Raw genomic sequence first — 13,525 nt, forward strand, 5'->3', positions numbered from 1 at the left:
CCTTATATCGCCAGGCTGAGAATAGCATGAATAATAAAGGATTCTTGCCTCTTAGTGTGTCGGTCCGGTGACATTAAATTGCCCTTTGTTAAGGATACTAAACAAAATGCTATCCACTGCTGGAACCTGATGCCGGTTCAGGCTATTGTGACCGCCTCTGTCCTTCCTGTTTCTGGAGTAAAATGCCTATGTCATCCCGTGGTTACGATCCCGACAGTCGCCGTCAGGCCCTGATCAAACGCATTGAAAGTGACATCCCGGATGCCGTTGCGCTGGCGTTAAAAGAGGATCTCGGTGGTGAAATCGACGCCGATCGCGACATTACCGCGCAGCTGTTACCTGCTGAAACGCAGGCCCATGCGCAGGTCATCACCCGTGAAGCCGGTGTTTTCTGTGGTAAACGTTGGGTTGAAGAGGTGTTCATTCAGCTCGGCTCGCATGTGGCTCTGAACTGGCATGTTGAAGATAGTGATCGGATCGAAGCAGATCAGTTGCTGTTTGAAATTGAGGGGCCTGCCCGCCTGCTGCTGACCGCCGAGCGCACGGCGCTTAATTTTGTACAGACGCTCTCGGGCGTTGCCACTGAAGTCAGCCGCTATGTTGCGCTGCTGGCGGGAAGCCAGACGCAACTGCTGGATACGCGCAAAACGCTGCCAGGACTGCGGACTGCACTTAAATATGCCGTACTGTGCGGCGGAGGCAGCAATCATCGCCTCGGCCTCTCTGACGCCTATCTGATCAAAGAAAACCATATTATTGCCAGCGGATCGATTGCTCAGGCAGTCGAACGCGCGCAGTGGCTGCAGCCCGATGTGCCGGTTGAGGTAGAGGTGGAATCATTAGAAGAGTTACGTCAGGCGCTGGAAGCGGAAGCCGACATTGTGATGCTGGACAACTTCAGTCTGGAAGCGATGCGTGAAGCCGTCGAACTCAACCAGGGGCGGACGCTGCTGGAGGTTTCCGGCAACGTGACCGAAACCACCCTGCCGCAGATTGCCCTGACCGGCGTGGACTACGTCTCGGTTGGCGCGCTGACCAAGCATGTGCGGGCGCTGGATCTCTCAATGCGTTTTAAACAAAAATAGCCTGTCCCGCCGTAACCTGACACGGCGATTTTGCGACCCCGCTTCCGGCGCAGTTTCGACTGCGCTGCAATTCTGAAATCTCTTCACATCACGCTTTCCAGTTCGCCGATCTCTGACTGTCTTTCACCGCCCCCGATTTTTACCCTGTCGCCTTCTTAACTCAGGAGACGATGTGATGAATTATCAACGTGGATTTACGCTGGTTGAACTGATGATTGTGGTAGGTATTGTGGCCATCTTAAGTGCCATTGGCCTGCCCGCTTATCAAAACTATCTGCAGCGTGCGGCCCTCACCGACATGCTGCAAACGATGGTGCCCTATAAAACCGCGGTAGAGCTTTGCGCCATGGAGCGCGGTGGTCCCACACAATGTCAGGCCGGAGAAGCAGGCATTCCGGCAGCCAGAGGATCGCGCTATGTCTCAACACTGAGCGTGACCAACGGGGTAATTACGCTGACTGGCCAGGAGAGCCTGAATGGTCTGAGCGTTGAAATGCTGCCGATCTGGGACAGCACAGAGGGCGGCATCAGCTGGCAACGCAGCTGCACCAGCAGTAATACCAGCCTGCAGGACAACTGCCGGGAACAATTCCGCTTTGCGGATAAAGGAGCCAGCGATGAGCAAGCCTGATGAGACGATTGCGGCATTATGCCAGCGCTATCGCGCTCTGGTTCTGCACCATGATGCCAGTCTACTGCGCGTCGCCGTCGCGGAGAGCGTGCCGCCCGGACTGGCTGAAGCGCTCAACTTTGCCAGCCAGTGTCAGATTGAGATCGAATGCTGGCCGCAGGCCCGGCTTGATCAGCTCCAGCACGCTGATAAACCGCTGGTTGCGCGCGAAGAGACACCTGCCGAGTCAGCAATTGAAGCGACACAGCTTATCCTGCGTCAGGCACTGGAGCGACGAGCCTCCGATGTGCATATCGAACCCTGCCGCGAGGGTCTGCGTGTGCGACTGCGCATTGATGGCGTACTGCATCCGCTCTCTTCACTGCCTTCCACTCAGCCTGCGGCGTTGCTGGCACGACTGAAGATCCTTGGTGGGCTGGATATCGCCGAACGCCGCTTACCGCAGGATGGTCAGTTCAGCATGGAGATTGCCGGTAAACCCGCCTCTTTCCGCCTGGCGACCTTACCCATCTATGGCGGCGAGAAAGCAGTGGTCCGGCTGTTGCAGAGTGAAAGCGCGGCGCTGTCTCTGGATAAGCTCGGCTTACCCGCTGCCCAGTTGCGTCTGTTCTGTGCCGCACTGGCCCAGCCACAGGGACTGATCCTGGTCACCGGCCCCACCGGCAGCGGCAAGACGTTTACGCTTTATAGCGGACTCAGTGCCCTGAATAAACCGGAAAAAAATCTGTGCAGCGTTGAAGATCCTATTGAGATCCCACTGCCCGGCACTAACCAGACGCAGATTCACACCAAAAACGGTCTCGATTTTAACCGCGTCCTGCGGGCGCTGCTGAGGCAGGATCCGGATGTGATCATGGTGGGCGAGATCCGCGATGCCGAAACAGCGGAGATTGCGGTGAAAGCGGCGCAGACCGGGCATCTGGTGCTGTCGACGCTGCACACCAACTCCACCGCCGAAACGCTAACCCGGCTGCGGCAGATGGGGATTCCCGGTTATCTGCTGGGGTCAGCGCTGAAACTGATCGTTGCACAGCGTCTGGTCCGACGCCTCTGCCCCCATTGCCGTCAGCCCGCTGAGGCGGTGGCGCACTATCCTGCGGAACTCTGGCCCGGCACCCTGCAGACCTGGCGGGCCCCCGGCTGTGACCACTGCTTCTCCGGCTATTTTGGCCGGCTGGCGCTGTTTGAGCTGCTGCCGATCAATGCCAGGCTGCAGAATGCGATTGCAGCCGAGATGCCGCTGGAGAATCTGCTCAGTCTGGCGAAACAGCAGGGATTGCGCACTTTACTGGTTTCCGGCCTGGAAGCGGTAAGCCGCGGCGATACCTCGCTGGAAGAGATGCAACGGGTGATTGGGCTGGACGATGGCTAACACAGCTTTATTCAGCTGGCAGGCGGTCGATAGCCAGGGCCAGTTACTCAGTGGTCAGCTACTGGCTGTCGACACTGACAACCTGCTACAGATGCTGTCGCAGCGCGATCTTCTGCCGGTGAGCTGGAAGCGGGAAAAAATCTGGCGTCAGAGGGAGTGGACGTGGCAGCACAAAACCGATCTGATTCGTCAGCTGGCTACCCTGCTCAAAGCGGGCCTGCCGCTGGCTGAGAGTCTGGCTTTACTGGCTGAGGGGCATCCTCATGCAGGCTGGCGGGCTCTGATGCTCGCCCTGCATCATCGGGTACTCAGCGGTGCCCCTTTTTCACAAGCTTTGCGTGAATGGCCGCAGATTTTTCCGCCGCTCTACCCGGCTCTGATGGAAGTGGGCGAACTGACGGGGCAGCTGGATGTCTGCTGCAGTGAGCTGGCTCAGCAGCAGATCCGCCAGCAGCAATTATGGCATCAGGTGGCAAAGGCGTTACGCTATCCGCTGTTCATTCTGCTGGTGGCGATAGCGGTCACCTGCGGCATGCTGCTGTTCGTGCTGCCAGAGTTCGTTGCGGTGTATGACTCCTTTGACGCGCCCCTGCCCGCTTTTACAGCCGCGGTCATGCAGTTATCTGCCGCGCTTCAGGAATGGGGCGGTGTGCTGGCCTTTAGTATTTCGCTGATGCTGGCTGGATGGCATCAGCTGCGACGACGCTCTCCAGGCTGGCAACGCCGTGAACAGATGCTTTTCCTGCGCATCCCGCTGCTTTCCGGGTTGTGGCGAGGCACGCAGCTGACGCAGATCTATACCATCCTGAATCTCACGCAGCGCGCCGGGTTAACCCTGTTACAGGGGCTGGCCGCCGTGGAAGTCACGCTCTCTTCATTACTCTGGCGGGAAGCAATGGCCGGACTGCAGCAGCATATTGCGCAGGGGAGTCCTCTGCATCAGGCGCTGATGCAGCATCCGCTGTTCACGCCCTTATGTGGTCAGTTGATTCGGGTTGGTGAAGAGGCGGGCGCACTGGATTTGATGCTGGCTCGCCTGGCGGAATGGCACGAGGCAGAAACGCGAGAGCGCGCTGACACACTGGCGGCGTCACTGGAACCGATGATGATGGTGGTGATTGGCGGCATTGTCGGCACGCTGGTGATTGCGATGTATCTGCCGGTGTTCGGGCTGGGTGATGCGATGCATTAAGGGGGCGCAGAGTGCGCCCCGAAAGACTATCGATTGAAAACGCGGTTTTCCTGCTCGTTAACCCGGATAAAGGTCGTGCGCTTGGTCAGCTCTTTGAGGCGCTCAGCCCCGACGTACGTACAGGCGGAACGCAGTCCACCCAGAATATCACGCGCGGTATCAGCCACCGGACCACGTAATGGCAGCTTCACGGTTTTACCTTCTGCGGCACGGTATTGCGCGACCCCGCCGACATGACGCTTCATTGCCGATTCGGAACTCATGCCGTAAAAGAGCATGAAGCTTTCGCCATTCTCTTCGACGACCTGCCCTTCACACTCATCATGTGCCGCCAGCATGCCACCCAGCATCACAAAGTCAGCGCCGCCGCCAAAGGCTTTTGCAATATCGCCCGGCACGGAACAGCCGCCATCACTGACAATCTGTCCACTTAAACCATGCGCCGCATCGGCACACTCAATGACAGCAGAAAGCTGCGGATAGCCTACACCGGTTTTCACTCGTGTAGTGCAGACCGAACCCGGGCCAATACCGACTTTGACGATATCCGCGCCGGAGAGGATGAGCTCCTCCACCATTTCGCCCGTGACCACGTTACCGGCACAGATGGTTTTAGCCGGGAACATTTCACGCGCGCGCTGCAGGAAATCGACAAAATGCTGTGAGTAGCCGTTAGCCACGTCAATGCAGATAAACTGCAGATCGTCAGACAGCGCCATAATCGCGACCAGTTTAGTCAGGTCGGCTTCTGAGGTGCCGGTTGAAACCATCACATGGTTCAGGACTGTCGCAGGCACGCGCTGAATAAACGCCCGCCAGTCGTCTGCGCTGTAATGCTTGTGGACGGCAGTGAGGATATTGAAGCTGGCCAGCGCCTCGGCCATCGAAAATGTGCCGACGGTATCCATGTTGGCGGCGATGATCGGTACGCCGCTCCAGCTCAGGCCTGAATGTCTGAAGGTAAAGCTGCGCTCAAGCTCAACCTGTGAGCGACTTTGCAGGGTTGAACGTTTGGGGCGGATCAAGACATCTTTAAAGCCCAGTTTCAAATCTTCTTCAATACGCATAAACAGTGTCCTGGTAAGTGGCAATGAATCGTCGTTCACGAAGTAAGCACAGCTCCAGTGACGTTATGATACGCGCCTCTCGCTGCGCGACAAGACTGCGAATTTCACTTTATTTACGCTACAATCCGTTAAATTTAGTTGTGCTTTATCGGTGTGATCTGCCGCGCATTTTTGCCTTTTTTAGCCAGATCATTACCCTGTACCTATGTCGGATTATGAAGTCAGGTGAGAAACATGCCCTATATCGTCGCGCTTACAGGGGGAATCGGCAGTGGAAAGAGTACGATTGCCCAGGCATTCGCCGCGTCTGGCGTGGACATTATTGATGCTGACCTGATCGCCCGCGAAGTTGTTGAACCTGGCACGCCCGCTTTGCAGGCCATTCAGGCACGCTATGGCGCGTCAATCGTGACGGATCAGGGAACGCTTGATCGTAAACAGCTTCGCGACATTATTTTTCAGCAGCCTGAAGAGAAAAGCTGGTTAAACGCCCTGCTGCATCCGCAGATTAACGCCCGGACACGAGAACTGATCGCCCAGGCCACCTCACCTTATGTGCTCTGGGTGGTGCCATTACTGGTGGAAAACCAGTTACAGCACCAGGCTGATCGGGTACTGGTGGTGGATGTCGATGAGGCAACGCAGTTAGCGCGCACCCAGCAGCGTGACCACCTTTCCGTCGAACAGGCGAAACGTATTATTGCCGCACAGGCCACGCGCCAGCAGCGCCTCGCCTGTGCCGATGACATTATTGATAACAGTGGTGAGCCCGACGACGCCTTGCCACAGGTTGCCGAACTCCATCAGCGCTATCTCAGGCTGGCGGCAACGAAACAGGATTAATACCATGAGCACACCCGTTCTGTTTGAACACCCACTGAATGAAAAAATGCGAACCTGGTTACGGGTTGAGTTTTTGATTAATCAGTTAGATGAAACGACACCACTGGATAAAACCGTTAATGCGCTGACCTTTTTTCGCCTGACTGGCGAGTTGCTCGATATTTTTGAGCGCGGCGACATGCGGACAGAACTGTTGAAAGAACTTGAGCGTCAGCAGCAAAAATTACGGGCGTGGGCTGACGTGCCTGGCGTCGATATGACGCTGGTGGATGCTCTGCGCGATAAACTCAAAATTCAGTCAACGCAGTTGATGAATGCACCGCGTATGGGCCAGCAACTGCGCGAGGATCGTCTGATTGCCCTGGTGCGTCAGCGACTGAGCATTCCTGGCGGATGCTGCAGCTTTGATTTGCCGGGCCTGCACATCTGGCTCCATCTGCCGCAGGAAACGCGCGATGCGCAGGTCGAGGCCTGGATGCAGACGCTGGAGCCACTGCATCATGCGCTGGCAATGGTACTGGATCTGATCCGCCAGTCCGGCGCGTTCCATATGCAGACCAGTCTTAATGGTTTTTATCAGGATAATGCCGAGGGTGCCGATCTGCTGCGACTGCAATTGTCGCTGGACGATGCGCTCTATCCCCAGGTGTCCGGACATAAAAGCCGCTACGCCATTCGTTTTATGCCACTTGATAGTGAGCGCGGTGAAGTTCCGGCCCGCCTTAACTTCCAGCTGGCCTGTTGTTAGAGGTAAATATGCAGCAAGAAGTAATGACTGTTTCCTGTCCGCAGTGCGGCAAAGATGTGATCTGGGATGAGCTCAGCCCGTGGCGCCCTTTTTGCAGTAAGCGCTGCCAGCTCATCGATTTAGGAGAATGGGCCGCAGAAGAAAAACGCATTCCCAGCAGCAACGACATGAACGACAGTGATAACTGGAGCGAAGAAGAAGATCGCTGATGAGATGGGGCGCACTGCCCCATCCAGTCAGAGTTCGCCCGCGACCAGACGCGCAATCAGCTGGTGATTCGCGGGTGGAAACTCCTCCGCCACCAGCGCATGCTGATCAACCCAGCGCTGTGGCTGACCCTCTTTGCCCCACGGCTCGCCTTTCCACCCTTCAACCAGAAAGAAATGCAGCGTTACGCGCAAATCGTCATAGCTGTGGTCTGCATGACCAATCGGGCGTGCCTCAGTGACGTCAATCCCGGTCTCTTCGTGTAGCTCCCTGATCAGCCCCTGTTCGGCGCTTTCGCCCGCTTCAATCTTACCGCCAGGAAACTCCCACTTGTTCGCCATGTAAGAGCTTGCCGCGCGCTGGGCAAGGAAAATCTGTTTATTGGCATTGCGAATGATGCCAACTGCAACCTGCAGGTGCTTCATGGAAACTATCCGGTCGTCATTAGTGAATGAAGGCTGATTCTAGAGCATGCCGGAGCGGAAGTTAACCGCTTTAGCTCAGCGCTGGCGCAGAGATTACGTTAGCAGAGTGCATAAAAAAAGGAGCCAGCGGCTCCTTTTTTATCAGCATTCAGTCTCAGGCAATACGGCCATGACACTGCTTGTACTTTTTACCGGAACCGCATGGGCAGGGATCGTTGCGGCCGACTTTACGTTCGCCACTTTGCTCCGCCACAGGCTCGGCTGCCAGCAGATCTTCTTCTACATGGCTTAGCTGCTGTTGCTGCGCCAGACGTTCAGCTTCTTCACGACGCTGTTGCTCCATCGCTTCAACTTCTTCTGGCATGCGCACCTGCACTTTGCTCAGCGTACTGATCACTTCATACTTCAGTGATTCAAGCATTGCGGCAAACATAGCGAAGGACTCACGCTTGTACTCCTGCTTCGGATCTTTCTGCGCATAGCCGCGCAGATGGATACCCTGACGCAGATAGTCCATCGCAGCCAGATGCTCTTTCCACAATGAATCCAGCGTCTGCAGCATCACGCCTTTTTCGAAGTTGCGCATCATCTCTGCGCCAACGATCTGCTCTTTCTCTGCGTAGCTTTCCGTGGCGTGGGTCATGATGCGCTCACGCAGCACTTCTTCGTGCAGGTCAGGCTCTTTATCCAGCCACTCTGCAATCGGCAGGTTCAGATCGAAGTCAGCCCGCAGACGCTCTTCCAGACCCGGCACGTCCCACATCTCTTCCAGCGACTGCGGCGGAATATAGGTGTAGATGGTGGCTTTATAGACATCGTGGCGAATGCTATTGATGGTTTCGCTAACGTCAGAGACATCCAGCAGCTCATTACGCTGACTGTAAATCGCGCGACGCTGGTCATTTGCCACATCATCATATTCCAGCAGCTGCTTACGAATATCGAAGTTGCGGCTTTCAACTTTACGCTGTGCGTTGGCAATCGCTTTGGTGACCCATGGATGCTCAATCGCTTCGCCTGGCTTCATGCCCAGTTTACGCATCATGTTGGAGACGCGGTCTGAGGCGAAAATACGCATCAGCGCATCTTCCATCGACAGGTAGAAGCGCGAAGAACCAGCGTCACCCTGACGGCCGGCACGACCACGCAGCTGGTTATCGATACGACGCGATTCGTGACGTTCGGTACCGACAATGTGCAGACCACCAGAAGCCAGAACCGCATCATGACGAATCTGCCATGCCGCTTTAATCTCCTGGATTTGCGCTTCAGTTGGCTCTTCCAGTTCTTCCACTTCAGCGTGCCAGCTACCGCCCAGCATAATATCCGTACCACGTCCGGCCATGTTGGTGGCGATAGTGACCGCACCCGGCTGACCGGCCTGCGCCACGATATCTGCTTCGCGGGCGTGGAATTTGGCGTTCAGGACGTTATGTTTGATACCGGCACGGGTCAGTTCGTTAGAAACCACTTCTGATTTTTCAATCGAGATGGTCCCCACCAGCACTGGCTGACCGTTGGCTGTGCGCTCACGGATATCTTCGATAATGGCATCGATCTTCTCTTTCTCGGTCATGTAGACCAGGTCGGCCAGATCTTTACGCACCATGGGACGGTTGGTCGGCACCACAATGGTGTCGAGTTTGTAAATAGAGCTGAATTCGAACGCTTCGGTATCAGCAGTACCGGTCATACCGGCCAGCTTCTCGTAAATACGGAAGTAGTTCTGGAAGGTGATAGAGGCCAGCGTCTGGTTCTCGTTCTGAATCTCAACGCCTTCTTTTGCTTCAATCGCCTGATGCAGACCATCGGACCAGCGACGGCCCTGCATGGTACGGCCGGTGTGTTCATCAACAATCACCACTTCGCCATCTTTCACGATGTAATCAACATCGCGGGTAAAGAGTGCGTGCGCACGCAGCGCTGCAGTGACGTGGTGCATCAGCATGATGTTGGTCGGTGAGTAGAGAGACTCACCCGCTTCCATGATGCCCTGGCTGACCAGCAGCTCTTCCACTTTCACCAGACCACGCTCAGACATGTGAGCCTGACGCGCTTTCTCATCGACCCAGAAGTCACCTTCACCCTGATGGGTTTCGGTATCTTCTTTATCCTGGCGAACCAGATGAGGGATGATCTTGTTCACTTTGGTGTAAAGCTCAGAACTGTCTTCTGCCGGACCAGAGATAATCAGCGGCGTACGCGCTTCATCGATCAGGATGGAGTCGACCTCATCCACCAGCGCATAGTGCAGTTTACGCTGTACACGCTCTTCCGGGCTGAAAGCCATGTTGTCGCGCAGATAGTCAAAGCCATATTCGTTGTTGGTGCCGTAGGTAATATCAGCAGCATAGGCTTCACGCTTCGCCACAGCCGGCAGGCCCGACATGTTGATACCGATGCTTAAACCCAGGAACTCAAACAGTGGACGGTTATTTTCCGCATCACGCTGTGCCAGATAGTCGTTGACGGTCACTACGTGAACGCCTTTGCCGGACAGCGCATTCAGATAGGCTGGCAGCGTTGCGGTCAGGGTTTTACCTTCACCGGTACGCATTTCAGCGATGCAGCGGTCGTTCAGCACCATGCCGCCGATCAACTGCACGTCGAAGTGACGCATGCCGAACACACGTTTACTCGCTTCACGCACGGTCGCGAACGCTTCCGGGATCAGGTTTTCCAGCGATTCACCTTTTTTCAGGCGCTCGCGGAACTCATCGGTTTTCGCTTTCAGTTCATCGTCAGAGAGCTTCTCAAAATCGGGCTCCATCTTATTGATGACGTCCACCACTTTGCGCATACGGCGCAGCGTACGATCGTTACTGCTACCAAAAACCTTGGTCAATATTTTGCTTAACATAGTAAATATATTCTCAATTCAGCCGGCGCATTCCGGACTGCAAAATCTAAACAGCGTGAATAAAACCAAAAATATTAGCAGAACAATCGGGCGGGTCCGGCGCGAATGCCATGCACGCTGGCATGCCATTCTACCCATGAGCGGGTAGTGGCCGTGAAAAGAGGCGGTACAGATATCTGCTGCGGTGCAGTGTGCAGCGCAGAATGTGATGTCAGTAAATTATGCAGTGAGTCGATCAGCGCCAGCTTTTGTGCCGCCAGCGGTAACTGCTGTTGCTCCGCCTGCACCTGAGGTGCCAGCGTGAAAGAGAGGTGACGAATAACGGTGCGGATGGCGTGCTGATGCCAGTAATCCACGCTGAAGCTTGGACGTCGGGATGCTTCCTGAAGCCGGATTAAATGATCGAAGCGTGTGGCATTGCCAAGAAAGAGACTACTTGCCGGCGATTCAGACGAGGCGTTGAGTTCGGAGCTTTGCGCACAGGCTGGCAGGCCAAAGCTGGCCGCTACCATCCCTAACAGGAGATGGGGCCAGAAGTAGCGTCTACCTAATTGTCGCCAGCGCAGAAGAATCCCGATCACAACCTTTCCATCGCGCATGCTCTGTTGCGCTCTTGATTTCGTGTACCCGCCGCGAGCCGCAACGGATTTCGGCCTGTAAAAGCGCCACAGATAGTAACATTAATGTGGGGCATCCACACGTGGGATTAAAGAGGCGGCGTGAGAAAACGCGTGTAATTGTTCAGCAATTCAGCAGAACAGACAACGCTTTGCGAGCAAGGTCGCAGTCATCGAGTGTATTACGGAAGGCAATAAAAAAACGGCTGGTGCCGCTGACCGGAGAGGGTGTCAGCATAACCAGCCGTTTCACGTTCTGGGGTAGTTAAGCCAGAACCAGATTCGGTGCTTTGAATGCCACTGGCAGTTCAGCTTCGTCTTCGAAGGTTGCCCATTCCCAGGCTTCCTGCTTAGCCAGAACCGCCTGCAACAGCTTGTTGTTCAGCGCGTGGCCCGATTTGAACGCAGTGAATGCGCCAATGATGTTGTGACCACACATAAACAAGTCGCCAATCGCGTCCAGCATTTTGTGACGGACAAACTCGTCTTCAAAACGCAGACCTTCTTCATTCAGTACGCGGAAATCATCCAGACCTATCGCACAATCTAAGCTACCGCCCAGGCACAGGCCTTTAGACTGCAGATATTCGATTTCACGCATAAAGCCAAATGTACGCGCCCGGCTGATTTGACGAACAAAGGCGTCAGCAGAGAAGTTCATCGCATAGCGCTGTGAGCTGGAATCGATAGCCGGGTGTTTAAAGTCGATGGTGAAATCGAGCGAGAAACCGTTATACGGTTTGATCTCTGCCCATTTGTCACCCTCTTCCACACGCACGGTCTGCTTAACACGCACAAATTTCTTCGCGCTGTTGAGCTGCTCGATGCCCGCATCCATCAGCAGATAGATAAACGGTGCTGCGCTGCCATCCATGATTGGGATTTCTGGCGCATCGACTTCAACAATAATGTTGTCGATACCCAGACCCGCCAGGGCGGCATTAAGGTGTTCAACCGTTGAAATACGCACGCCTTCATCATTCACCAGGCAGGTACTCAGCATGGTGTCGCGCACGTATTTTGCATCAGCCGGAAAATCTACCGGTGGATTCAAGTCGGTGCGACGATAGATGACCCCGGTGTTAGCCGACGCAGGGCGTAATGTCAGTGTGACTTTTTTGCCGGTATGTAAACCGACGCCAGTCGCCTGAACAATACGTTTTAATGTCCTTTGTTTGATCATCGCATTATCTCGCAGTATCACCTTTCCGACCGCCAGTATACTTTACCAGCGGACAGACACTTTAGCACAAAGAGCGGAGAATCCCAATTATAGGGTTAATCCTAGTCGGCCTGCTTACGTAAAAAGGCCGGAATATCAAGATAGTCTGGCTCTTTATTCGACTGCGCAGCCTGATCGTTAACGACTTTGGCAGCAGGCTTCTGCTCCTGCGGCAGCGGTGACATACCGTGCTGCTGATAGCGATGATCCATCACTGGCTGGCTGGCTGGCTTGTTGGTGACCAGCGTGATTTCCGGACGCTTGTCCATGCCAATACCGGTTGCCACGACAGTGACGCGCAGTTCGTCGTTCATTTCCGGATCCAGCGACGTACCGATTACCACGGTCGCGTTGTCAGAGGCGAAGGCGCGGATAGTGTTACCCACGGTTTCGAACTCATCCAGACGCAGGTCGAAGCCCGCAGTAATGTTGACCAGCACGCCACGGGCGCCAGACAGGTCGATATCTTCCAGCAGCGGGCTGGAGATCGCCATTTCAGCCGCTTCTTCCGCACGATCTTCACCGCACGCCACGCCTGAACCCATCATTGCATAGCCCATTTCGGACATCACGGTACGCACGTCAGCAAAGTCGACGTTCATCAGGCCCGGACGGGTGATCAGCTCGGCGATACCCTGGACTGCCCCTTTCAGCACGTCATTGGCCGCACCAAACGCATCCAGCAGGGAAATGCCACGACCCAGCACTTTCAGCAGCTTGTCGTTTGGAATGGTGATCAGTGAATCGACATGCTTGGAGAGTTCAGCGATCCCCTGCTCGGCAAACGCCATGCGTTTTTTGCCTTCGAAGTTGAATGGCTTGGTGACAACCGCCACCGTCAGGATACCGAGATCCTTGGCCACTTCAGCGACCACAGGTGCTGCACCGGTACCGGTACCGCCGCCCATGCCTGCTGCGATGAAGACCATGTCTGCCCCTTCCAGCGCAGCCCGCAGTGCTTCGCGATCTTCCTCTGCAGAGTTACGGCCCACTTCCGGGTTCGCACCCGCACCCAGACCTTTGGTAATGTTATTACCGATCTGGATGGTCTGGCCGACCGCTGTTTTACGCAGCGCTTGCGCGTCGGTATTCACAGCAAAGAATTCCACACCTTCGATACGTTCGCGTACCATGTGCTCTACGGCGTTACCGCCGCCGCCACCGACGCCGATGACTTTAATCACCGCGTCGTTGGTTAATTCCATAGGTTCAAACATGATTTCTCTCCGTTATGTGCCTGTCGCCTGGAGATCACT

13 protein-coding genes are annotated in these 13,525 nt (G+C 55.3%); 7 read left to right on the plus strand and 6 right to left on the minus strand.

Annotated features, from left to right (window positions below):
• Positions 1-188: 188 nt before the first annotated feature.
• The 4 genes from nadC (at position 189) to hofC (ending at position 4,280) form a co-directional block, all read left to right on the plus strand.
• Positions 189-1,085 (plus strand): carboxylating nicotinate-nucleotide diphosphorylase, encoded by an 897-nt coding sequence (gene nadC / locus EGO56_RS15770; RefSeq protein WP_135910592.1) that lies wholly within the window; start codon positions 189-191, stop codon positions 1,083-1,085.
• 175 nt (positions 1,086-1,260) lie between these two features.
• Entirely contained in the window at positions 1,261-1,716 is a 456-nt protein-coding gene (gene ppdD, locus EGO56_RS15775) for a prepilin peptidase-dependent pilin (RefSeq protein WP_013356781.1), read from the plus strand.
• Entirely contained in the window at positions 1,703-3,088 is a 1,386-nt protein-coding gene (gene gspE / locus EGO56_RS15780) for a type II secretion system protein GspE (RefSeq protein WP_135910087.1), read from the plus strand. The genes ppdD and gspE overlap by 14 nt, the downstream gene beginning before the upstream one ends.
• On the plus strand, positions 3,081-4,280 hold the full coding sequence (gene hofC, locus EGO56_RS15785) for a protein transport protein HofC (protein ID WP_135910089.1): 1,200 nt from the start codon (positions 3,081-3,083) through the stop codon (positions 4,278-4,280). The genes gspE and hofC overlap by 8 nt, the downstream gene beginning before the upstream one ends.
• A gap of 26 nt (positions 4,281-4,306) precedes the next feature.
• Here hofC and EGO56_RS15790 read toward each other — a convergent pair whose 3' ends face one another.
• Positions 4,307-5,347 (minus strand): GMP reductase, encoded by a 1,041-nt coding sequence (locus tag EGO56_RS15790; protein ID WP_033781869.1) that lies wholly within the window; start codon positions 5,345-5,347, stop codon positions 4,307-4,309.
• Positions 5,348-5,581: 234 nt separating this feature from the next.
• Between EGO56_RS15790 and coaE the strand changes: the two genes are divergently transcribed.
• The 3 genes from coaE to yacG are packed head-to-tail and all read left to right on the plus strand — an operon-like array spanning position 5,582 to position 7,147.
• Positions 5,582-6,190, plus strand: coding sequence for a dephospho-CoA kinase (gene coaE / locus EGO56_RS15795; protein ID WP_135910091.1), 609 nt, complete (start codon positions 5,582-5,584; stop codon positions 6,188-6,190).
• Positions 6,191-6,194: 4 nt separating this feature from the next.
• Entirely contained in the window at positions 6,195-6,938 is a 744-nt protein-coding gene (gene zapD / locus EGO56_RS15800) for a cell division protein ZapD (RefSeq protein ID WP_013356776.1), read from the plus strand.
• 8 nt (positions 6,939-6,946) lie between these two features.
• A complete protein-coding gene (gene yacG, locus EGO56_RS15805) occupies positions 6,947-7,147 on the plus strand; it encodes a DNA gyrase inhibitor YacG (RefSeq protein WP_013356775.1) in 201 nt (66 codons plus the stop codon).
• Between the two features lie 27 nt (positions 7,148-7,174).
• Here yacG and mutT read toward each other — a convergent pair whose 3' ends face one another.
• The 5 genes from mutT to ftsZ all read right to left on the minus strand — a co-directional run bounded on the left by mutT (position 7,175) and on the right by ftsZ (position 13,486).
• Positions 7,175-7,570, minus strand: coding sequence for an 8-oxo-dGTP diphosphatase MutT (gene mutT, locus EGO56_RS15810; RefSeq protein ID WP_135910093.1), 396 nt, complete (start codon positions 7,568-7,570; stop codon positions 7,175-7,177).
• 154 nt (positions 7,571-7,724) lie between these two features.
• Positions 7,725-10,430: a preprotein translocase subunit SecA gene (secA, locus tag EGO56_RS15815; protein WP_135910094.1), complete on the minus strand. Its 2,706-nt coding sequence runs from the start codon at positions 10,428-10,430 to the stop codon at positions 7,725-7,727.
• Positions 10,431-10,504: 74 nt separating this feature from the next.
• A complete protein-coding gene (secM, locus tag EGO56_RS15820; protein ID WP_323859492.1) occupies positions 10,505-11,011 on the minus strand; it encodes a secA translation cis-regulator SecM in 507 nt (168 codons plus the stop codon).
• Between the two features lie 301 nt (positions 11,012-11,312).
• Positions 11,313-12,230: a UDP-3-O-acyl-N-acetylglucosamine deacetylase gene (lpxC, locus tag EGO56_RS15825; RefSeq protein ID WP_013356769.1), complete on the minus strand. Its 918-nt coding sequence runs from the start codon at positions 12,228-12,230 to the stop codon at positions 11,313-11,315.
• Between the two features lie 101 nt (positions 12,231-12,331).
• On the minus strand, positions 12,332-13,486 hold the full coding sequence (gene ftsZ / locus EGO56_RS15830) for a cell division protein FtsZ (RefSeq protein ID WP_003854738.1): 1,155 nt from the start codon (positions 13,484-13,486) through the stop codon (positions 12,332-12,334).
• Positions 13,487-13,525 lie beyond the last annotated feature (39 nt).

It is taken from the genome of Pantoea vagans (assembly GCF_004792415.1).
Lineage (GTDB): Bacteria > Pseudomonadota > Gammaproteobacteria > Enterobacterales > Enterobacteriaceae > Pantoea > Pantoea vagans.

What these genes read in the sequence shown, in the direction of transcription:
- nadC (WP_135910592.1), top strand. Translation starts at nt 189, where the DNA reads ATGTCATCCCGTGGTTACGATCCCGACAGTCGCCGTCAGGCCCTGATC.
- ppdD (WP_013356781.1), top strand. Translation starts at nt 1,261, where the DNA reads ATGAATTATCAACGTGGATTTACGCTGGTTGAACTGATGATTGTGGTA.
- gspE (WP_135910087.1), top strand. Translation starts at nt 1,703, where the DNA reads ATGAGCAAGCCTGATGAGACGATTGCGGCATTATGCCAGCGCTATCGC.
- hofC (WP_135910089.1), top strand. Translation starts at nt 3,081, where the DNA reads ATGGCTAACACAGCTTTATTCAGCTGGCAGGCGGTCGATAGCCAGGGC.
- EGO56_RS15790 (WP_033781869.1), bottom strand. Translation starts at nt 5,347, where the DNA reads ATGCGTATTGAAGAAGATTTGAAACTGGGCTTTAAAGATGTCTTGATC.
- coaE (WP_135910091.1), top strand. Translation starts at nt 5,582, where the DNA reads ATGCCCTATATCGTCGCGCTTACAGGGGGAATCGGCAGTGGAAAGAGT.
- zapD (WP_013356776.1), top strand. Translation starts at nt 6,195, where the DNA reads ATGAGCACACCCGTTCTGTTTGAACACCCACTGAATGAAAAAATGCGA.
- yacG (WP_013356775.1), top strand. Translation starts at nt 6,947, where the DNA reads ATGCAGCAAGAAGTAATGACTGTTTCCTGTCCGCAGTGCGGCAAAGAT.
- mutT (WP_135910093.1), bottom strand. Translation starts at nt 7,570, where the DNA reads ATGAAGCACCTGCAGGTTGCAGTTGGCATCATTCGCAATGCCAATAAA.
- secA (WP_135910094.1), bottom strand. Translation starts at nt 10,430, where the DNA reads ATGTTAAGCAAAATATTGACCAAGGTTTTTGGTAGCAGTAACGATCGT.
- lpxC (WP_013356769.1), bottom strand. Translation starts at nt 12,230, where the DNA reads ATGATCAAACAAAGGACATTAAAACGTATTGTTCAGGCGACTGGCGTC.
- ftsZ (WP_003854738.1), bottom strand. Translation starts at nt 13,486, where the DNA reads ATGTTTGAACCTATGGAATTAACCAACGACGCGGTGATTAAAGTCATC.